Here is an 18,847-nt window from a genome sequence, read left to right on the forward strand (position 1 = left end):
TCATGACCGAAACAGTTACAAAGAAGCCGGTGCTCTCGGTCGAGAACCTGACCACCTCGTTCAAGACGCGGGATGGCTGGAAAGCCGTCATCCGCAATATCAGCCTGCATGTCGATGCCGGCGAAACGGTTGCGATCGTCGGCGAATCCGGCTCGGGCAAAAGCGTCACGGCGCTATCGACCATGCGGCTGCTGCCACCCGGCCGTTCGCGCACCGAAGGCCGCATCCTGCTCGAACGCACGGACCTGCTGAAGGCCAGCGAAGCCGAGATGCGCAAGGTGCGCGGCGGTTCGATCGGCATGATCTTCCAGGAGCCGATGACCTCGCTCAACCCGGTCTTCACCATCGGCAACCAGATCGCCGAGGCTTTGGTCCTGCATCGCGGCCTGTCATGGGCGCAAGCCGAGGCCGAGACCGTGCGGCTGATGGAGCGCGTGCGTATTCCGGCCGCGAAAACCCGCCTGCACGAATATCCGCACAAATTCTCCGGCGGCATGCGCCAGCGCGTGATGATCGCCATGGCGCTCGCCTGTCGCCCGAAACTGTTGATCGCCGACGAACCGACCACCGCGCTCGACGTGACGATCCAGGCCGAAATCCTCCACCTGCTGCGCGAGCTGCAGCGGGAGGAAAACATGGGCGTGCTGTTCATCACCCATGACATGGGCGTCGTCGCCGAAATCGCCGACCGCACCGTGGTGATGTTCCGCGGCGACATGATCGAAACCGGGAAGACAGCCGAAATCTTCGCAGCACCGAAGGCGATCTACACGAAATCGCTGCTCGCCTCGATCCCGCGGCTGGGCACGATGGGTACCGCCGTCGCGCCAAAACGTTTCCCCGAAGTGGATGCCGCGACCGGCGTGGCCATCGATGGCCGCGAGATGAACCCGGTCGCGGCGACCATCGAACCGATCCTCAAGGTTGATAATCTCGCCGTCCGTTTCGACCTGCCGAACGGCCGCGTCCATGCGGTGGAAGATGTCTCCTTCGACCTGCGGCCCGGCGAAACCCTGTCGCTGGTCGGAGAATCCGGCTGCGGCAAGTCGACGACCGGCCGCGCCATCATCCGCCTGCTCAATCCCTCCGCCGGTTCGATCGTCATCGGCGGACAGGACGTCACCAAGGCCGGCACGCGGGAATTGCGCACCATGCGCCGCACCTCGCAGATGATCTTTCAGGACCCGTTCGCCTCGCTCAACCCGCGCATCACCGTCGGCTCCGCGATTGCCGAACCGATCCTCGCCCATGGCCTGATGGGCCGCCGCGACGCCAAGGCCCGCGTCTCCGAACTGCTGGAACAGGTTGGCCTCTCGGCTGCGATGGCCGATCGCCATCCGCACGAGTTTTCCGGTGGCCAGCGGCAACGTATCTCGATTGCCCGCGCATTGGCGCTCGACCCGAAATTCATCGTCGCCGACGAAGCGGTCTCCGCACTCGACGTGTCGGTCAAGGCGCAGGTCTCCAACTTGCTGCTCGACCTGCAGGAAAAACGTGGCCTGGCCTATCTGTTCATCAGCCACGACATGGCTGTTGTCGAGCGCATGAGCCACCGCGTCGCCGTCATGTTCCTCGGCGAAATCGTCGAAATCGGCCCGCGCTCCGCGATCTTCGACAATCCGCAACATGCCTATACGCAGCGGCTGATCTCGGCCGTGCCGATCCCCGATCCGTCGCGCCGCGGCCAGACCCCACCGCCGCTTTCAGAAGAGGTCAAGAGCCCGGTGCGTCCCTTCGATTATGTCGTGCCCAAGCGGACCTATCGCGAAGTCTCGCCCGGCCATTTCGTGCAGGACGCTCACTGAAGCGTCACCGTCCATCCCGAATAGAAAGACTATCCCATGAGCAGTAAGAAAATCATCCGCTATGACGTCGCCGATGCCCAGGCCGGCGGCCAGCGCCGTCCCTTCGCCAAGGCGGTGCGCGCTGGCGATTTCGTGTATGTCTCGGGCCAGGTGCCGACCGTCGACGGCGAGGTTATCGTCGGCAATATCGTCGCCCAGACCGAACAGGTGATCGAAAACATCAAGTCGGTTCTGGCACTGGCCGATTGCACGCTGGAACATGTCGTCAAGGTCAATGTCTGGCTCGACGACGCCCGCGATTTTTCGAGCTTCAACGCCGTCTTCCAGAAACATTTCATCGACCACCCGCCGGCCCGTTCCACCGTCGAATCCCCGATGATGGTCGACGTCAAGGTCGAGATGGACGTGATCGCCTACAAGCCGCTGGATTGAACCGGCAGAAGGCGGCGGTTAATCGCCGTTCGGATGCTTGTTATGCCGGCACCATCGTCATTCTCGGCGCAAGCCCGAGGATGACGATCATCAGTTGTCTGATCGGGCCGCCGTCTTCGGCATGCAATTCGACCTGAAAGCTGTTGGCATCGATCTCTCGGCGAGCGCAGTTTTACGACCGGAATTGCGCTAGCGTGCTAGCCCGCACTCCTTTTCCCGGTATCAGCGGTTGGCAGCCGGTGTCGCGACGCGGCGGCTGCGAGATCGTAGAAACCGAGTTCCAGATAGGCCGAAAACCACGCGCATAAAGTGGACCTGCCGCGCGACAACATCTGTCTCAGCTCTGCGCCGTCGAGCCAGGCGATGTTGTCGACTTCCCGGGCGTTGATGGCAATGTCGCCCTCTATCAGTCCCGCGTAGCCGTGGACAAATTCGTATTCCATCAGGCCGGCGCCCACATCGGCACGATATGTCATGCTGCCAAAGTGAGACACTTTTGCGCGGCAGCCAAGTTCCTCGCGTAGTCGTCTTGCCATGCAGTCTGCCGGCGCTTCTTCGGGCCTTGGATGCGAACAGCATGTATTCGCCCATAGTCCCGGGCTGTGATATTTCTCCAATGCGCGCCGCTGCACGAGAAGACGTCCGTCGGCATCGAAGATGAAGCCCGAAACGGCGCGGTGCAGAAGCCCGTCCCGATGTGCGTCAAGTTTCTCGGCAACCCCGATCTGCCGGTCGAGATGATCGACCAGCACCACATATTCCTCCTTCGCGGAACGTGTCATTGCCTGTCCTTCGCCGGCTTTCCGGCTTCCTCGACCTCCGATCGGGAGCTCCAGGAAAGCTTGTGGCCGAACTCTTTTGAATTGTCGGTCAGTTTGGCGTGGTCGATCGCAACTGCCCAGATCGGCGAACGGAAGCTCCGTGCGAATGGAAACCGCTGCATATATGCTGAAAGCGCCTCGTCCTCGGCATGTCCTGCAAGCAACAGGGCCTTCCCGCTGAACTGTATCCCCTTGATCGAGGCGATATCAACCGGCTGTCCGGCAACCGTTCCCGCAACCTGTCCGTTTGCCGCGAGCATCCGGCCGTGCCGGGTCTCTGTCGACGTCAGAAACAGCAATTGCCGATTTTGCGCCTCGAAATGATAAAAGACACTGGCGCACCAGATCCCTTCGAGGCTCGACGCGGCAAGGCTCATGACATGGTGGTTGCGGAAAAACTCCGCGATTTCTAAGGGTAATGCGGTCATTGTCGCTGTCCGATTGAAAACGGGCAGACCGGGTGTCTGCCGGCCTGCCCTGGCTTGTCAGAACATATGTGTCCACAGAACCGAGATCGGCATGGCAAATAACAGACCCGGCAGCATGTTGGCGACGGGAAACACCTTGATGCCGCAGATCCGCAGGCCTGTCGCCAGCATCAGCAGCCCGCCGACCGCCGAGAAATCTGCAATCATTGCCGGGGTCGTCAGCGGCATGATCTGCACGGCGCCATAGGCAAGTGCGAGCTGGATGATCAATTGCGGCACGGCGATCACGACCACCGGGAACCCGAGCGAGGTGGCGAAGATTGCCGCAGTGAACAGATCGAGGAAGGATTTTGCGATCAGGATCGAAGCATCGCCCGTCATTCCCTCCGTCATCGACCCGAAAATGCCCGTGCCGCTGGCGCAGAACAGAACGATGATGGCGACGAATTTTTCCAGGAACTCCTGCTGGCTGATGCCGCCTTCGGGAGCCGGAAAAATCCTCTCAACCAGCGTTTTTGCCTTGCTGCCCGCCCAGCCTATGCCCTTTTCCAGATAGATCAGTTCACCGATCAGCGAACCGAGAATGGCTGAAAGCACCATGACCGGCATGTGAACCGCACGGTTTATCAGAATGACACCCATGGCCATCGAGGCTGCACCGAAGGTGAGCGGCATGGCGATACGCAGTCGTTCGGGCAATCGGTTCGACAATGCGCCGCCACCAAAACCGCCGAGAATGATTGCGCATCCGTTTATAATCGGGCCGATCATCATGCTGTCATTCCTTCGTCCGTGATTGCCTTGACAGTTTCGCCCCAGCGGGGAAGCGCCTGATGGTCGAAACCGAGCAAGGTGAGTGCGCGCGCCGCGCTGTGAGTGATGATGGCGTCAAGGCTGTCCGCGCCCGTATAAAGGGGAGGAACAGGCGGAAAGACGATCGCGCCATATTCGGTGACGCGTTCCATGTTGCGGATATGACCGAGATGCAGCGGGGTCTCCCGCGTCATCAGCACGAGCTTGCGTCTTTCCTTCAGCACGACATCGGCCGCCCTGGTCAAAAGATTGTCGGTCACGCCGCTCGCTATGGCCGCGAGCGTGTGCATCGAGCAGGGGGCGATGATCATGCCGGCGGTACGGAACGAGCCGCTGGCGATGGCGGCGCCGACAGCACCTGGCGGATAGACGACGTCGGCAAGCCGGGTCACGTCGCTTTCTTCGTAATCGGTTTCGTGTTTGCGGGTCAGGCCCGCGGCCCGAGACATGACAAGATGGCTCTCGGTATCCAGCTCCCGAAGGAGCTGGAGTACCTTTACGCCATATTGAAAGCCGGTGGCGCCACTGATGCCGACAACCACACGTGGCTTCTGCATGGCGATCACCTCAGTTCTTGAAGCCTGAAATGAAACGGGTCACATCGACTTCCTTGAATTTAGAGCGCTGGAACCGGTGCTTCATGTTGAACGGCACCGTGCAATCGAAGATGGTCTTGCAGGTGATGCCATGGTCGCGGATTGAGGGGCTGAAGTCCGGATCCTGCGACGGATCGAGAGGATGGCACCTGACGCCGGGAATGAAAACCGTGCTGGCGTCGCCCTGATACCGCGTCTGCATGGCCCACAGGACATCGTCGGTATCGAAGAGATCGACATCCTCGTCGACGATGATGACATGTTTCAGTTCCGAGAAGGCTGCAAAAGCCAGCAGAGCTGCCTGCCGCTGTCGCCCTTCATCGACGGCCACCGACTTCTTGAACTGAAGCACGGCGAGATATTTGCCGCCGCCCGAGGTGTGAGCGAAGACATTGAGCAGGCGGCCCGGCATGGCGGCCTCGACCATCTGCAGGATGCTGGCTTCGGTCGGGATGCCCGCCATGTTGACGTGTTCTTCGCTCGGGCCGATGCAGGTCTGCAGGATCGGGTCCTTGCGGTGGGTGATCGCCTTGACCTTGATCACCGGAACGGCCGGCTTGGCTTCCCCGGTATAACCGGGAAATTCCGGCATTGCCTTGCCGCTGTCTGTATTCTGGTCCTCGCGGACCCGGTAGTTGGGAACGAGCTCACCTTCGATGACGATTTCCGCATTGGCGATGGCACGGGCACCGACGGTCAGGCAATCGACCAGTTCGACAGCCTTGCCACGCAGGCTGCCGGCAATGCTGAGCTCGTCGAAGCCGAGTGGCGTGGTCGGGGCCTCGAAGCAAGCACCGATCTCGATTGCCGGATCGACGCCGATCGAGATCGAGATCGGAAGCGGCTTGCCGGCGGCTTCGGCCTTCATGCGGAAGGCATCGAGATGGCGACCGGGGACGAAATACATCGAGATCTCATCCTTGCTCTGCACGCAAAGCCGATGGATCGTGACGTCGGACTCTCCGGTTTCCGGATCGGATGCATAGCACATGCCGAGCGTGAAATAGGGGCCGGCATCCTCCTCCGTGTTGGTCGGGGCCGGCAGGATCTTGCGCAGATCGAAACCGGGATCGCTCGCCAGGTGCCTGACTTCCTGGCATACGGCCTGCGCCTGCGGAATGACCTTTGGCGGGATCGGTGTGGCGACCGAATTCTTCAGCATGTGTCCGAGATCTCTCGGGTCGCATCCGAACATCCGGGCGACGCGCTGGCGCGATGCCAGCAGTCCGATCAATACGCGTACGCCGTCATAACCTTTGACCTTGTTGAACATCAGCGCCGGTCCGAGCCTGGTGGGCCGGCTGACGGTGCCGCGGGCGCCGACATAGCGATACACGCCGGACAGTTCGGCATGCGGATCGACGGGCTCGTCTGTCTCCAGATACTCGCCGTCATACTGTTTTAGAAGCTCGAGCGCCGACCGGAAGTCGGTGATCGACGTGCTTTTGGGATCACGATTAGCCATGAGATGCCTCTGCTGATAAGGCATGACTTCAGATGAATGCGGAAGTAATGCCCGTATAATGAGTAAATATTCTGGAATTATTTTTGTAATTCACCAGATTTCGCGAATTGTATTTTGTATTATTTCCATATTCGCATGTGTTTTGCTTCATTGCTCCACGAATTATTCGAAATTATATTCCAGTAATACATATGCGACGATAGGTCATGATTGCGCTCAAATCCATTTTGGATATTTGTCGGAATGATAAGTCCGCACTTATGAGTCCCATGGATATTCATCAGCTTCGCGCATTTCTGATGGCCTGCGATGAACTGCATATCGGCAGAGCTGCCGAAAAACTCGGCATTGCCCAGCCCGCGCTCAGCCAGCAGATAAAGGGATTGGAGGCACGTCTCGGCGTGCAGCTGTTCGATCGGGCGCATCGGCGCATCGATCTCACCGAAGCCGGGATGGTCTTCGAGAAGGAGGCGCGCAAGGTCGTTTTCTCGATGGAACGTGCCGTCAATCTGGCGCGTGCAAGTGCCCGTGGCATGGCTGGAGAACTTCGGATCGGTTATGTCGGCTCGGCCGTTGAGGATCCGCTTCTCGGCCAGTTTCTTCGGGACTTCCTGAAGACCTATCCGAAGCTTGCGTTGACGATGCACGAGAACACGCCGCTCAGGTTGCTGGAGGATATCGGCGCCAGGCGGCTCGACATCGCTCTCGTGCGCAGCCCTATCGGCGATGTTCCTCCGGAATTCGACAGTGTCGTTCTGGCAAGAAGCAAACTGGCGATCGCCCTGCCGCAGGGGCATCGCCTGGAGGATATGGAAGAACTCTCGGTCGACAGGCTCGCCGAGGAGAAGTTCGTGACCTATCCGGACCCGGTGGGTGTCGGTCTTGGCTCGAGCCTGATGCAGTTATGTGCCGCCGGTGGCTTCGAGCCGCTTATAGGGGTAACGGCGGGGAGTGTCGCAAGCGCACTGAGCCTCGTCAATTGCGGCCTCGGGATTGCCCTGGTTCCGGCATTCTCCAGCCATCGCGGCGTGACGGTCAAACCCTTGAACGATGCGCTGGCATGGTCGGAAATATGTTTGATCAAGAAGTCCAGCGCGGCAAGCAGCCTTAACAGCCGCTTTATCGAGCTTGCTCTATCCTGCCTGCGGCCGCCACCGGTGGCGGGTCACGGCATCTAGGCGAACCTGTTTATGGCGGTAGGTGGCCACGGGCCAGCCTTCTGTTCAGCTGGCTGGCGGATCGTCCGGAGAGGCGAGCAGCAGAGCCCACCCTCCTTGCTGCCGTCGTTGCCAGACTGGCGAAAATGTCGCATTGGTTGTGCGTAAAGGTCGCGCTAAGAGGCAGGCCTCGCATTTGTGGAAACGACCGGACGTGACGATTTCCAAGCCGACCACCTATAGGAAATGGGGCCTGCGCATGATCTGCGCATTCGCCCTGATCATGGTCGGTTTTGCCCATAAGCTGCCTCTCTCGGATCATCCTGTCTTCAACCTTGCCGAACTGGCGGCCTATACGCTGCCCGACGGCACTCTCCCCACCCTGTGCGTCACGGTCCGGGCCGAAGACGGTTCAGGCGACCACAAGCATGATGCGCAGTTTGCCAAGGGCTGCGAAGCCTGCCGGCTCGCTGCCTCGACGATCCTGCCGTTGCCGATGGCGCAGCTCGAAGCAGGCCTTGCCTATTTCGTTGCCGCAAGCGCTCCGCTCGCCGCGCAGCTGCCGTCTCCGCCCCGATTGCTGCCGCCCAATCAAGGGCCGCGCGCGCCTCCTTCCAGCGAGATGTCTACGTAAACGCCGGCGGCCAGCGCCGGACGTTGCCACATTCATGGCCTCCGTCGCGCTCGAAAAGCCGGCCGGCCATGTTACGCCCGGCTTCCATATCAGGAACCATATTGCCATTGGCCGGCCCCACGACCGGCCGGCCGGGCTGGCGCCCGCCTGCATTGGGCGGGTTCATTTCTCGCGAAAAACCATGCTACCCAACGTCAACAAGGAAACACCTCCATGCTTCGCAATATCAGGATCGCCGTGCTTGCGCTTGTCACGACCGTCGCGGTTTCCAGCCAGGCATTTGCCCATGCCCATCTGAAGACCTCGGTTCCAGCCGACACAGCTTCGGTGACCTCGCCTTCCGAACTCGATCTCACCTTCAGCGAGACCTTGAACCTCAAATTCAGCGGCGTGACAGTCACGGATGCCAGCGGAAAGAAGGTCGGGCTTGGAGATGGCAAGCTTGCCGACGGCGACAAGACGCTTGTGGTTCCCGTCTCCACCGCGCTTTCGCAAGGCATCTACAACGTCGAATGGCATGTTCTCTCGACCGATGGTCACAAGACGAGCGGCGCCTTCAGCTTCACCGTGAAGCCGTGATCGGACCGGACACAGCGTTTGTCGTCACCCGCTTTGTCTTCGATGTGGCGGTGCTTTTCCTATGGGGAAGTGCCGCCTATCTGAGGTTTCTCGTCTCCGGCGATCTTCGCGAAGAAGTCTGGTCGAGGCTTCGATTGCTTCGCATCACAGCCGTCCTGGTGATCCTCGCTGCAACGGTGGCGACGCTGCCGTTGCGCTCGGCGATGCTTGGCAACGGATGGCGAGACGCGACCGAGCTGCAGACGATGTTCGACATTCTTGATGCCACCAGCATCGGCAGCGCCTGGGTGTGGCAGTGCCTCGCGACGCTGGCGCTTTTCATATGCTCGGCATCGACCGGTGGCGACAGATCGATGTCCTTGACAGCGTTGGTATCGGCCTTGCTGATCGCCGGACTTGCAATGATCGGACATGCCACCATGAATTCCGGCTGGATCGGCACCACCCACCAGATAAACGACGCAATCCATCTCCTCGCCGCAGGGGCCTGGGTGGGAGCGTTAGTACCGGTGGTCGTGATGCTTCGCCTGATGCGGAGCAAGCTTTTCAGTCGCCAGGCAATGCACGCGCTCATCCGGTTCTCGACCGCCGGCCATGTTGCGGTCGCCATCGTCGTGTTTTCTGGCGCCGTGAATACGATGTTGATCATCGGTGGTCTTCCGGACGACTGGTCGCAGCCCTATCAGCTGGTTCTCACCGGCAAGATAGCGCTTGTGGCGCTGATGATCCTGATCGCCGTCGCCAACCGCTACTGGCTGGTGCCCCGAATTGCGCGATCGCGATCGGCAGAGGCCGCTTTGACGGCAGCGACGATTGCCGAAATTGGTCTGGCGGTCGTCGTCGTCGCATTTGTCGCCTGTCTCGGAATGCTTGCTCCGACGGCTGCCTGAGGCGGCATCAGGCGGCGCATGATGCCGCGACAACGCCCGTTCTCGGTGACGGTCCGACCTAACCACAATTTAATATTGCTCCGGTTGACAGGAGGCGCGCGGCAAACAATATCGGTACTTATCAGTATCATAAAGGTTGTATCGTCCATGCGGCTCAAGAAAGCCATTCCTCTCCTGTTTCTGGTTGTCGCCATTCTCGGTGGCGTCGCCGTCTCCAGGCTGTCTTTCTCCGCTTCCGGTACAACGGCTGCCCTCACCGCGCCGGTGACGCGGGCCGATATTGAATCCACTGTCCTTGCGACCGGAACGCTAAAACCTTCGAGGCTGGTCGCGGTCGGTTCACAGGCCTCCGGTCGGATCACTTCCCTGAAGGTTGCGGTCGGCGATACCGTCAAGTCCGGAGACCTGATTGCGCTGATCGATTCCACCACGCAGGATAATGCGCTCAGGACCTCGAAGGCCGCCTTGGCAAACGTCCAGGCACAACGCAACGAGCGTGTGGCCGAGCTGGAAAATGCAAAGCTGACGCTGGAGCGCCAGCAGGCGATCTACGACAAACAGGCGGGATCGCGCGCAGACCTGCAATCAGCCGAGGCGGAAGTAAAGGTCGTCACGGCCCAGATCGAAGCGCTCGACGCGCAGATCACCGAGGCCGAAGTGGCGGTCGAGACCGCAGAGGCTGATGTGGGTTACACCCGCATCAGCGCACCGATGGACGGCACGGTGCTTGCAATCGTTAGCCAGGAGGGCCGTACCGTCAATGCGACGCAGTCGGCACCGACCATCGTCGTCCTGGGCGATCTCACCCGGATGACCGTCCGTGCCGAGATTTCCGAGGCGGATATCACCCGGGTTGAAGCCGGGCAGAAGGTTCGCTTCAATGTGATCGGCGACAGGGCCAAGACCTATGACACGACGCTTACGGCAATCGAGCCGGCGCCGGAATCGATCACCGACGATAGCAGCGTATCGACGTCGACCACGAGTTCGTCGTCGTCATCTTCTTCGACCTCGTCGTCGGCGATCTATTATATCGGCGTCTTCGACGTCGCCAACGACGACGGTCGTTTCCGCACCTACATGTCCGCCGAGGTGAACATCATTCTCGGCTCGGCCAAGAATGTGCTGACCATCCCCTCCTCGGCCCTGCCGGAGACCGCAGCCACAGGCGCCTCGCAACTGCGTGTCGAAAAAGACGGCAGAATGGAAACGCGCAAGGTGGAGATCGGCCTCAACAACAAGATCAGCGCGGAAGTGAAATCAGGCTTGAACGAAGGCGAACGGGTGGTGATCGGCGAGGCAAGCGCCGGCGCATCGACGACATCCGGCCGCCGTGGCCCGGGCGGCCCGCCGATGGGCTTCTGAGGGGGTAAGCAATGACCGAACCGTTGATTTCGCTAACCGGCCTTCGCCGCGATTATGCCTCGGGTGACGGCACGATCACTGTCCTGAAGGATGTCGACCTGACCATCGAGCGAGGCGAGATGGTCGCCATCATCGGCGCCTCGGGTTCCGGCAAGTCGACCCTGATGAACATTCTCGGATTGCTCGACCGCCCGACCGCCGGCACATACAGAATTTCCGGGCGCGAGACATCGGCGCTCGACAACGACGCCCGCTCGGCGCTCCGGCGCGAGCATTTCGGCTTCATATTCCAGCGTTACCATCTGCTGGACGAAATCTCGGCACTGTCGAATGTCGAGATACCGGCGGTCTATGCCGGACGCGATCGCAGCCAGCGTCGCGAACGGGCGGCCGCTCTTCTCGGGCGCCTGGGCATGGCGGATCGGACCGACCACCGCCCCGGGCATCTCTCCGGCGGTCAGCAGCAACGCGTATCGATCGCACGCGCGCTGATGAACAATGCCGACGTGATCCTGGCCGATGAACCGACCGGTGCGCTCGACAAGTCGAGCGGCGAGGAAGTGCTGCGCATTCTCGACGAATTGCATGCCGAGGGCCGCACCATCATCATCGTCACCCATGACGCCAACGTGGCGGCGCGGGCCGAACGCATCATCGAGATTTCGGATGGCCAGATCGTCTCCGACACGCGCTCGCAGGCCGCCCAGGCCAGGAAGGGTAATGTCGCGCCTCGCGAACCATCCCCGGCAAACCGCGTCGGGGCCGGCATTGACCGTTTTCGCGAAGCCTTTCTCATGGCCTGCAAGGCGTTGAAGGCGCATCGCATGCGCAGTTTCCTCACCATGCTCGGCATCATCATCGGCATCGCATCGGTGATATCGGTCGTGGCGCTCGGTACCGGCAGCCAGCAGAAGGTGCTTGCCAATATCAGCAGCCTCGGCACCAATACGCTCGAGGTGTTTCCCGGCAGCGGCTTCGGCGACATGCGGTCCGGCCGGGTGAAGACACTCGTGGTGTCGGATGCCGAGGCGCTGGCAAAGCTCTCCTATGTTGCCGCCGCCACCCCGACGGTGTCCACCAGCACGACGGCGCGGTTCGGAGCGACAGAAGCCAATGCCCTGGTGAACGGTGTCGGCAGCCAGTATTTCGAGGTGAAGGGATCGAAGCTGCTGGCCGGCCGCTTCTTCGACGATACCGGCGTATCGGCGATGGAACAGGACGCGGTGATCGACGAGAATACCGCCAAGACCCTGTTCGGCAGCGATGCCGGCAAGGCGATCGGCGAGGTCATCCTGGTCGGCAGCGTGCCGTCGCGGGTCATCGGTGTGATCTCCTCGCAGCAAGGTGGTTTCGGCTCCAGTGACAACCTTTCCATCTACATGCCCTATACCAGCGTGCAGACGCGTTTTACCGGCGATCAGTCGCTGCGCAGCATCACGCTGAGGATCGCAGACGACACCGACACAAGTGTCGCCGAACAGACGGTGACGACATTCCTGACCGGCCGCCATGGCTCCAAGGACTTCTTCATCCTCAACACCGACGACATCCGCCAGACGATCACCAGCACGACCCAGACGATGACGCTGCTGATCGGCGCCATCGCCGTCATCTCACTGATCGTCGGCGGTATCGGCGTGATGAACATCATGCTGGTCTCGGTCTCGGAGCGGGTCAGCGAAATCGGCGTGCGCATGGCCGTCGGTGCCAGACGCCAGGATATCCTGCAGCAGTTTCTCATCGAGGCCGTGCTTGTCTGCCTGATCGGCGGCGTGCTCGGTGTCGCCCTTGCCTTGCTGTTCGGGGTTGCTTTCAGCCTGTTCGGTTCAAGCTTCAGCCTGGTGTTTACCGCAACGCCGATCACGCTCGCAGTCGTGTCATCCTGCCTGATCGGTATTGTCTTTGGATACCTGCCGGCGCGTAATGCCTCACGGCTGGATCCGGTGGCAGCCCTTGCCTGAGCACAGCCGGGATATCAGGCAGGACATTGCAGGCAGGACACGGATGGAATGATGTGATGGATGATCCGGACAAAAAGCGTGTGAGAGGTCGGCCGAAAAAACTCAGCGACGAAGACCGCCGCACGGTGATCGTCGACGAAGCCCGGCGGACTTTCGTCGAGCTGGGTTATCGCGGCACGACGACCGACATTGTCGCGGCCCGATGTCATATCTCCAAGCAGACGATCTACAACGTCTTCTCAAGCAAGGCCGAGCTGTTCCTCGCCGTGGTCGGATCCCACAGGCGGATGATGCTGGCCTTGCCACGGCCTCCAGGAGAGGACCGCCCTGTCGATCAGGTCCTCGAGGAGATCTTCATGATCGATATCGAAGAGGCCGACGAACGCGAGCGTGAAGCCTTTATCGCCTTTGTCATTCAGGAAGCCTCGCAGGTTCCCGAACTCGGCGAGGTCCTGCGGGTCGAAGGTATCGACCGATCCCGCCGGCTTCTGGCGGAATGGCTCGATCTTCAGGTCGCACAGCGGAAACTGGTTTTCGACGATACGATGAGCGGCGCCCGGATGCTGATGGACCTGCTGTTTGGCGGCATGGGACCGGCGGGCCGCGACTGGAAGAACAGAGACGATCGCCACCGCCACCTGCGCCGATGCATTGGTATTTTCGTGCGCGGCACACGTCCGTCTTGAATTCAGTACTAATTAGTACCATAAATGCGGCGCCTCGCGTTTTCAATCGTGTGCGCATCTGCCGAGCGTGCGACCCCCAGCGATGAGCGCGAGGCACCAAGGGGTCAATTTTTGCACGGCACGGCCTTGCGCGACCGAGGCAATCCTCGGACCGATTACCGGCGATCGCCGACAACACAGGCCGAATACCCCTGCAATGGAGCCGTTATCGGCCCTCCGGATGGACCGGAGGGTCGATAGTTTCATAGAGGCGCGAAGTCGTGGTCGCCGCTCCTGCTCATTCATGCGCAAGTCGTGCGCATGGCCCTTCGATTACGCCTTGAACAGCGATTTCAACGTCGAGGGCTGGCTGCGATGATACTGGGGCGCTGCAGATACTTCTCCACCAAGAGCTGCCGCGGCATGCCAGGGCCAGCGCGGATCATAAAGGACCGTGCGCGCCAGCCCGATGAGATCGGCATCTTCGGTTGCGATGATCGCCTCTGCCTGAGAGGGCTCGGTGATCAGTCCCACAGCGACGACAGGCATGCTGACCGCCGCCTTTACCGTGCGGGCGAAAGGCACCTGGTAGCTTGGTGATACCGGGATTTTCTGGTCGACATGCAGTCCACCGGTCGACACGTTGATGGCATTGCAGCCGCGAAGATCAAGAGCCTTGGCGAATTCGACCGTCTCTTCCAAATTCCAGCCGCCATCATGCCAGTCCGTCGCGGAAACACGAACCGAGACGACCTTTTCGGCCGGGAAGGCGGCACGCACCGCGTCAAACACCTCCAGCGGGAAGCGCATGCGGTTCTCGAGGCTGCCGCCATATTCGTCTGTCCGCTGGTTGGCGAGCGGCGACAGGAACGAATGCAGAAGGTAACCATGTGCGGCGTGGATCTGCACGGCATCAATCCCGATACGCGCCGCACGAACCGCGGCCGCCACGAAGGCATCGCGAATAACCAGCATGCGCTCGCGGCTTATCTCGGTTGGCACTGTGTCTGTTGTCTTGAACGGCACCGACGACGGTGCCTCCGTCTGCCATCCGTTTTCATGGTCGGGCGCGATCTGCCCGCCGCCATGCCACGGCAGATCGGACGATGCCTTGCGTCCGGCATGGGCAAGCTGAACGGCAATCGGGATGTTCGACCATTTGCGGATGCTGTCCAGCGTCCGGCGCATCGCCGCTTCCGTCGCGTCATCGTATAATCCGACATCCGCGTAGCTGATCCGGCCTTCGGGAACCACCGCAGTCGCCTCGATCGTCAGCAGTCCGGCGCCGGACAGTGCCAGTTGCCCAAGATGGATCAGATGCCAGTCGGTCATGCATCCGTCCACGGCCGAATAGGTGCACATCGGGGCGATGGTGATGCGGTTCTCGAGTTCCAGATTGTGGATCTTGAACGGTGTAAAAAGCTGTGGCTGGGGCATGTGGCTCACTTTGGGCATTTGGGAGGCATGTTGGGGGACATGTCGGGTTTGACATCGTTTCCAACGAGTTTCTTGGATAAAAAGCCCGCGACGATGCAGCAGTTCGATCGACGCCGGCAGGTTTGGTGGAACGCGCTGGTGCGATGCCGACCATAGCTACGGCCTCACGAGGTATGCGTCAAGGCATACCTGTCGCTTGCATCAAATTGCCAATTTCCCTAAGCATGCATCATGCCTGACCTTCTTCCCCAGCCCGCGCGCGATGAGATCGACCTCAGTGTGGTGTTTTCCACCCTGTCCGATCCACTTCGCCGCATGGCAATTGCGATTCTGGCGACGCTTCCGGATCACACCGAGCGCAACTGCGTGTCGTTCGGCTTTCCCGTGGCGAAAGCCTCGCTCACGCATCACTTCAAGATCCTTCGCGAAGCCGGGCTGATCAGTCAGGTCGATTACGGAAACCGCCGCGCGTCCTCGCTGCGCCGGGAAGACATCGAAGCTCGGTTTCCCGGCCTTCTGGCCATGCTGGTAAAGGAACTTGAACAGGATGGTGGCGCCGGGAAGGCTGTCACATCTGTCGGCAAGCGCTGAGTTTCAGGCTTCTGTAGGGGTATCAATGGATGGCATAGGCATTTTTTAGTGCCGCTGCGGAGGTTTCGTTGTGCTCAGGGACTGATAACCCAGAGCGGTCATGCGGTCGCCATGTCCCTGCTGTCGTGCCTTGGCCTCAAGGCTGAGGATCTCCTCGGCGGAAAGAATGTCGCTCTGACCATTGGGAAGCAGCAGGCCTTTCAGCCGAAGGTCGATGAAACGCAGGCAGCAGACCCTGAGGAACGAGGTGAAATTGCCCAGGTCATGTCCGGCATCGATCGACTCGTTGTAAAGCTGGTGCAGCAGTTGCGGCACGTTCAGGTCGTCCTTGGCGGCGATCTCCTCAAGCACCGTCCAGAACATGTTTTCCAGCCTGACGCTGGTCACCATTCCGTCCATGCGGATGGAGCGTGTCTGACTTTCCCAAAGATGGGAATCAGCACCGATGAATAATCTGCACATGGGGTTCCTCCTCCGCCGCAGCTCTCCTCGTTTTCACGATAGCAGAAGCTAATAATCGTGAAAGGGCCGCGACATGGTTGCGGCCCTTCGCTGTTCAGAGATCGCCCTTCTTCAATTCGCCGGCGATGTGTTCGGCCTGCCTTATGGCAAGCGCGACGATCGTCAGCGTCGGGTTGGCGGCCGCACCGGTGGTCATCACCGAGCCGTCGGAGACGAACAGGTTCGGTACGTCATGCGCACGGCCCCAACGGTCGACGACGCCATCCTCCGCCTTCGCGCTCATCCGGCATGTCCCGAGATTGTGGGTGGACGGATAAGGCGGTGTCCTGTGCGAACCGACGGCGCCGACGGCCTCGTAAAGCTTTTCGGCATGTTCGTAGGCATAGGTGCGCATCGCCACGTCATTGGCATGATCGTCGAAATGGACATTGGGTGCGGCAAGCCCCCATTTGTCCCTGGTCGTCTCCGACAAAGTCACGCGATTGGTCGCCTGCGGCATGTCTTCGCCGACGATCCACATGCCCGCAGTCTGATCATAGGCCTCCATGATTTCGGCAAACTCAGGCCCCCAGGCTCCCGGCTCGGCGAAGGCTGCGAGGAAGGACGGACCAAGCGACAGCGTTTCCATGTAATAGCCGCCGACAAATCCGCGTTCGGGCCTGTGTGCCGCCTCGTCGGCGATGATCCCGGCCATGGTCTCGCCGCGATACATATGCACCGGCTTGTCGAACCGGGCATAAACCGACCCGGTCAGGTGGCGCATGTAATTGCGTCCGACCTGATCGGAGCTGTTGGCCAGTCCCTTCGGGAAGCGGTTGCTGTCGCTCAAGAGCAGCAGGCGCGCCGTCTCGATCGAGTTGCCTGCCACGCAGACGACTTTCGCCGCCTGCTGGTGTAGCGCGCCATCCTTGTCGACATAAAGAACCGCATCCGCCTTGCCGGAAGCATCATGGGTAATGCGCACGACATGGCTGTCGGGCCGCAGATCCAGAAGCCCGGTTTCCAGCGCCCGCGGGATTTCCCGCACGAGCGTGCTCCACTTGGCCTTGCTCTTGTCGCCCTGGAAGTTGAACCCGTCCTGGATCGAGGCAGGACGCCCGTCATAAGGCTCGGCATTGGTGGCATAGGGGCCGGTTGCGTAAAGCTTGTAGCCGACCCGCTCGGCACCATTGGCAAAGACCTTGTAGTTGTTATTGGCCGGCAGTGCCGGACGCCCGTGGCGATGGGTGGAGCCCATGGCCATTTCGGCCTTGTCGTAATAGGGCGCCAGATCCTGAAGCGTTATCGGCCAATCGAGAAGGCTCGCCCCGGCAACGTCGCCGTAAGTTGTGCGGGCCTTGAACTCGTAGTCCTTGAAACGCGGGGTCGCGCCCGACCAGTGGGTGGTGCTGCCCCCCACCGCCTTGACGATCCAGGCCGGCAGCGTCGGAAAATCCGTCGCAATCCGCCAGGAACCGCTGGTGGTGCGGGGATCGAGCCATGCCATCTGCTGGAAGGCTTGCCACTCGTTATTGTGATAATCCTCGTTCTTGATGAATGCACCGGCTTCCAGAACGACGCAGGCGATGCCCGCCTTGGTCAGTTCATAGGCCAGTGTTCCACCGCCGGCACCGGAACCGATGATGACGACCGCGGCCTCGTCCTTGGGGATCTGTTTCATTGGCCTGCTCCCGTATATTCCTCGATACGCGGTTCAGGCAGCCATGCGAGATCGTTGAAGCCGCGCTTGACATACCCTCCCTTGTCGAAGCTCGGGCCTTCGTAACCGAGCAGGCCCCAGACCTCCGGATCATCGTAAAGGGTCGTGACGGTGGTGCCCTTGACGAGCTTGAAGAACGGGGTGTCCTCGATGGTCTTCAATTTGGCAAGGGCAGTCTTGTCATCAAGATCGGTGAAGCCGCCGGCATCGAGATCATGCAGTGCCGTCGCGAATGCGACCTTTTCGGCCGGTGTTTTTGCTGCCGCCTTGAGAATGGCATCGGCGGTGCGCTGATAGGGACCGTCGGGGAAACGCTTGTGCGGAAACATGACGCGGATCATCCGCACCAGAGCCTTGTGGCTCGATTTTTCTCCTGCCGCATCCAGCGGCAGTTTTGCGAAAGCCACTTTCGCCAGGGCAGATGCTGCCAGTGCGGCGGACGCACCGCCAAGCAGCAAACGTCGCTTTGTCGTTTTCATTCTTTCCTCCCTTGAAAACAAATTCCTCCCGTCCGCATCGCCCCTCAGCGATATCGGCCGTGTTTCTGGATCACCTCTATCTGGTAGCCGTCCGGGTCCTGGACGAAGAAGAACCGTGCCAGGTTCTGCCCATTGTGCTGGAAATCCACCAGCTTGCGCGGTGCAAATCCTGCCTTCTCGAACCGCGCATGCTCGGCATCGACATTCTCGACGACAAAGGCCGAATGCCCGTAACCATTGCCCAGGTCGTAAGCGACGTCCTGGCCCTTGTTGACGGTCAGTTCTAGTTCGAAGTCATTTTCGTGATTGGACAGATAGATCAGCGTAAACGTGTCGAAATCGATGCGGTCTGCGACTTTCAAGCCAAAAGCACGCCCATAGAAATCGACGGACCGGGCCTCCTCCAGTACCCGGATCATGCTGTGCACAAACTTCGCCATGCTCTCCCTCTCATTAACTCCCGGTTCAGACTATAAAGATGGAAACGGAGGACTGGTATTATTCGGATACTACCTGTCTTATTTCGCGACGGGTTATTGCTGCGTTCAGAGGAAACGCGGTGTGGCCG

Annotated in this window: 20 protein-coding genes; 10 read left to right on the forward strand and 10 right to left on the reverse strand. The window is 60.4% G+C overall.

What is annotated here, in order from left to right; genetic code table 11:
* The first annotated feature begins 2 nt into the window (after nucleotides 1-2).
* Both AC2GXZ_RS27670 and AC2GXZ_RS27675 read left to right on the forward strand, forming a co-directional pair.
* Nucleotides 3-1,805, forward strand: a complete 1,803-nt coding sequence (locus AC2GXZ_RS27670; protein WP_483762466.1) for an ABC transporter ATP-binding protein — start codon at nucleotides 3-5, stop codon at nucleotides 1,803-1,805.
* 36 nt (nucleotides 1,806-1,841) lie between these two features.
* The gene (locus AC2GXZ_RS27675; protein WP_483762467.1) at nucleotides 1,842-2,237 is read left to right on the forward strand and encodes a RidA family protein; all 396 of its coding nucleotides are present in this window, start codon (nucleotides 1,842-1,844) and stop codon (nucleotides 2,235-2,237) included.
* Between the two features lie 197 nt (nucleotides 2,238-2,434).
* On the opposite strand, the gene idi is transcribed toward AC2GXZ_RS27675, so the two are convergent.
* Genes idi through AC2GXZ_RS27700 form a run of 5 tightly spaced genes read right to left on the reverse strand, consistent with a single transcriptional unit; the run spans nucleotide 2,435 to nucleotide 6,360 of the window.
* Nucleotides 2,435-3,019 (reverse strand): isopentenyl-diphosphate Delta-isomerase, encoded by a 585-nt coding sequence (gene idi, locus AC2GXZ_RS27680; RefSeq protein ID WP_483762468.1) that lies wholly within the window; start codon nucleotides 3,017-3,019, stop codon nucleotides 2,435-2,437.
* A complete protein-coding gene (locus AC2GXZ_RS27685; protein WP_483762469.1) occupies nucleotides 3,016-3,486 on the reverse strand; it encodes a pyridoxamine 5'-phosphate oxidase family protein in 471 nt (156 codons plus the stop codon). Before AC2GXZ_RS27685 ends, idi begins: the two co-directional genes overlap by 4 nt.
* Before the next feature lie 57 nt (nucleotides 3,487-3,543).
* Entirely contained in the window at nucleotides 3,544-4,260 is a 717-nt protein-coding gene (locus AC2GXZ_RS27690) for a DUF554 domain-containing protein (RefSeq protein WP_483762470.1), read from the reverse strand.
* Nucleotides 4,257-4,856, reverse strand: a complete 600-nt coding sequence (locus AC2GXZ_RS27695; protein WP_483762471.1) for a UbiX family flavin prenyltransferase — start codon at nucleotides 4,854-4,856, stop codon at nucleotides 4,257-4,259. The genes AC2GXZ_RS27690 and AC2GXZ_RS27695 overlap by 4 nt, the downstream gene beginning before the upstream one ends.
* 10 nt (nucleotides 4,857-4,866) lie before the next feature.
* Nucleotides 4,867-6,360 (reverse strand): UbiD family decarboxylase, encoded by a 1,494-nt coding sequence (locus AC2GXZ_RS27700; protein ID WP_483762472.1) that lies wholly within the window; start codon nucleotides 6,358-6,360, stop codon nucleotides 4,867-4,869.
* A 269-nt stretch (nucleotides 6,361-6,629) separates the two neighbouring features.
* Between AC2GXZ_RS27700 and AC2GXZ_RS27705 the strand changes: the two genes are divergently transcribed.
* The 7 genes from AC2GXZ_RS27705 (at nucleotide 6,630) to AC2GXZ_RS27735 (ending at nucleotide 13,632) form a co-directional block, all read left to right on the forward strand.
* Complete coding sequence (locus tag AC2GXZ_RS27705) at nucleotides 6,630-7,538, forward strand: LysR substrate-binding domain-containing protein (RefSeq protein WP_483762473.1); 909 nt, start codon at nucleotides 6,630-6,632, stop codon at nucleotides 7,536-7,538.
* Between the two features lie 193 nt (nucleotides 7,539-7,731).
* Complete coding sequence (locus tag AC2GXZ_RS27710; RefSeq protein WP_483762474.1) at nucleotides 7,732-8,151, forward strand: hypothetical protein; 420 nt, start codon at nucleotides 7,732-7,734, stop codon at nucleotides 8,149-8,151.
* A gap of 213 nt (nucleotides 8,152-8,364) precedes the next feature.
* Complete coding sequence (gene copC, locus AC2GXZ_RS27715) at nucleotides 8,365-8,730, forward strand: copper homeostasis periplasmic binding protein CopC (protein ID WP_483762475.1); 366 nt, start codon at nucleotides 8,365-8,367, stop codon at nucleotides 8,728-8,730.
* Nucleotides 8,727-9,620: a copper homeostasis membrane protein CopD gene (copD, locus tag AC2GXZ_RS27720; RefSeq protein ID WP_483762476.1), complete on the forward strand. Its 894-nt coding sequence runs from the start codon at nucleotides 8,727-8,729 to the stop codon at nucleotides 9,618-9,620. The genes copC and copD overlap by 4 nt, the downstream gene beginning before the upstream one ends.
* Nucleotides 9,621-9,767: 147 nt before the next feature.
* The gene (locus AC2GXZ_RS27725) at nucleotides 9,768-10,985 is read left to right on the forward strand and encodes an efflux RND transporter periplasmic adaptor subunit (RefSeq protein WP_483762477.1); all 1,218 of its coding nucleotides are present in this window, start codon (nucleotides 9,768-9,770) and stop codon (nucleotides 10,983-10,985) included.
* An 11-nt stretch (nucleotides 10,986-10,996) separates the two neighbouring features.
* On the forward strand, nucleotides 10,997-12,946 hold the full coding sequence (locus AC2GXZ_RS27730; RefSeq protein WP_483762478.1) for a MacB family efflux pump subunit: 1,950 nt from the start codon (nucleotides 10,997-10,999) through the stop codon (nucleotides 12,944-12,946).
* A gap of 56 nt (nucleotides 12,947-13,002) precedes the next feature.
* Complete coding sequence (locus tag AC2GXZ_RS27735; RefSeq protein WP_483762479.1) at nucleotides 13,003-13,632, forward strand: TetR/AcrR family transcriptional regulator; 630 nt, start codon at nucleotides 13,003-13,005, stop codon at nucleotides 13,630-13,632.
* A 312-nt stretch (nucleotides 13,633-13,944) separates the two neighbouring features.
* On the opposite strand, the gene AC2GXZ_RS27740 is transcribed toward AC2GXZ_RS27735, so the two are convergent.
* A complete protein-coding gene (locus AC2GXZ_RS27740) occupies nucleotides 13,945-15,048 on the reverse strand; it encodes an NADH:flavin oxidoreductase/NADH oxidase (protein ID WP_483762480.1) in 1,104 nt (367 codons plus the stop codon).
* A 231-nt stretch (nucleotides 15,049-15,279) separates the two neighbouring features.
* Between AC2GXZ_RS27740 and AC2GXZ_RS27745 the strand changes: the two genes are divergently transcribed.
* Complete coding sequence (locus tag AC2GXZ_RS27745) at nucleotides 15,280-15,639, forward strand: ArsR/SmtB family transcription factor (protein ID WP_483762481.1); 360 nt, start codon at nucleotides 15,280-15,282, stop codon at nucleotides 15,637-15,639.
* Nucleotides 15,640-15,684: 45 nt separating this feature from the next.
* On the opposite strand, the gene AC2GXZ_RS27750 is transcribed toward AC2GXZ_RS27745, so the two are convergent.
* The 4 genes from AC2GXZ_RS27750 to AC2GXZ_RS27765 form a co-directional block, all read right to left on the reverse strand.
* Complete coding sequence (locus AC2GXZ_RS27750; protein WP_483762482.1) at nucleotides 15,685-16,101, reverse strand: ribbon-helix-helix domain-containing protein; 417 nt, start codon at nucleotides 16,099-16,101, stop codon at nucleotides 15,685-15,687.
* A 94-nt stretch (nucleotides 16,102-16,195) separates the two neighbouring features.
* On the reverse strand, nucleotides 16,196-17,761 hold the full coding sequence (locus tag AC2GXZ_RS27755; RefSeq protein ID WP_483762483.1) for a GMC family oxidoreductase: 1,566 nt from the start codon (nucleotides 17,759-17,761) through the stop codon (nucleotides 16,196-16,198).
* On the reverse strand, nucleotides 17,758-18,279 hold the full coding sequence (locus tag AC2GXZ_RS27760; RefSeq protein WP_483762484.1) for a gluconate 2-dehydrogenase subunit 3 family protein: 522 nt from the start codon (nucleotides 18,277-18,279) through the stop codon (nucleotides 17,758-17,760). Before AC2GXZ_RS27760 ends, AC2GXZ_RS27755 begins: the two co-directional genes overlap by 4 nt.
* 44 nt (nucleotides 18,280-18,323) lie before the next feature.
* Nucleotides 18,324-18,719, reverse strand: coding sequence for a VOC family protein (locus tag AC2GXZ_RS27765; RefSeq protein ID WP_483762485.1), 396 nt, complete (start codon nucleotides 18,717-18,719; stop codon nucleotides 18,324-18,326).
* Between the last annotated feature and the right edge of the window lie 128 nt (nucleotides 18,720-18,847).

The organism is Aliirhizobium sp. YIM B11859 (genome assembly GCF_057163345.1).

Coding starts and splice junctions, on each gene's coding strand:
- AC2GXZ_RS27670 (WP_483762466.1), top strand. CDS start 3: ATGACCGAAACAGTTACAAAGAAGCCGGTGCTCTCGGTCGAGAACCTG.
- AC2GXZ_RS27675 (WP_483762467.1), top strand. CDS start 1,842: ATGAGCAGTAAGAAAATCATCCGCTATGACGTCGCCGATGCCCAGGCC.
- idi (WP_483762468.1), bottom strand. CDS start 3,019: ATGACACGTTCCGCGAAGGAGGAATATGTGGTGCTGGTCGATCATCTC.
- AC2GXZ_RS27685 (WP_483762469.1), bottom strand. CDS start 3,486: ATGACCGCATTACCCTTAGAAATCGCGGAGTTTTTCCGCAACCACCAT.
- AC2GXZ_RS27690 (WP_483762470.1), bottom strand. CDS start 4,260: ATGATGATCGGCCCGATTATAAACGGATGCGCAATCATTCTCGGCGGT.
- AC2GXZ_RS27695 (WP_483762471.1), bottom strand. CDS start 4,856: ATGCAGAAGCCACGTGTGGTTGTCGGCATCAGTGGCGCCACCGGCTTT.
- AC2GXZ_RS27700 (WP_483762472.1), bottom strand. CDS start 6,360: ATGGCTAATCGTGATCCCAAAAGCACGTCGATCACCGACTTCCGGTCG.
- AC2GXZ_RS27705 (WP_483762473.1), top strand. CDS start 6,630: ATGGATATTCATCAGCTTCGCGCATTTCTGATGGCCTGCGATGAACTG.
- copC (WP_483762475.1), top strand. CDS start 8,365: ATGCTTCGCAATATCAGGATCGCCGTGCTTGCGCTTGTCACGACCGTC.
- AC2GXZ_RS27725 (WP_483762477.1), top strand. CDS start 9,768: ATGCGGCTCAAGAAAGCCATTCCTCTCCTGTTTCTGGTTGTCGCCATT.
- AC2GXZ_RS27730 (WP_483762478.1), top strand. CDS start 10,997: ATGACCGAACCGTTGATTTCGCTAACCGGCCTTCGCCGCGATTATGCC.
- AC2GXZ_RS27735 (WP_483762479.1), top strand. CDS start 13,003: ATGGATGATCCGGACAAAAAGCGTGTGAGAGGTCGGCCGAAAAAACTC.
- AC2GXZ_RS27740 (WP_483762480.1), bottom strand. CDS start 15,048: ATGCCCCAGCCACAGCTTTTTACACCGTTCAAGATCCACAATCTGGAA.
- AC2GXZ_RS27745 (WP_483762481.1), top strand. CDS start 15,280: ATGCCTGACCTTCTTCCCCAGCCCGCGCGCGATGAGATCGACCTCAGT.
- AC2GXZ_RS27750 (WP_483762482.1), bottom strand. CDS start 16,101: ATGTGCAGATTATTCATCGGTGCTGATTCCCATCTTTGGGAAAGTCAG.
- AC2GXZ_RS27755 (WP_483762483.1), bottom strand. CDS start 17,761: ATGAAACAGATCCCCAAGGACGAGGCCGCGGTCGTCATCATCGGTTCC.
- AC2GXZ_RS27760 (WP_483762484.1), bottom strand. CDS start 18,279: ATGAAAACGACAAAGCGACGTTTGCTGCTTGGCGGTGCGTCCGCCGCA.
- AC2GXZ_RS27765 (WP_483762485.1), bottom strand. CDS start 18,719: ATGGCGAAGTTTGTGCACAGCATGATCCGGGTACTGGAGGAGGCCCGG.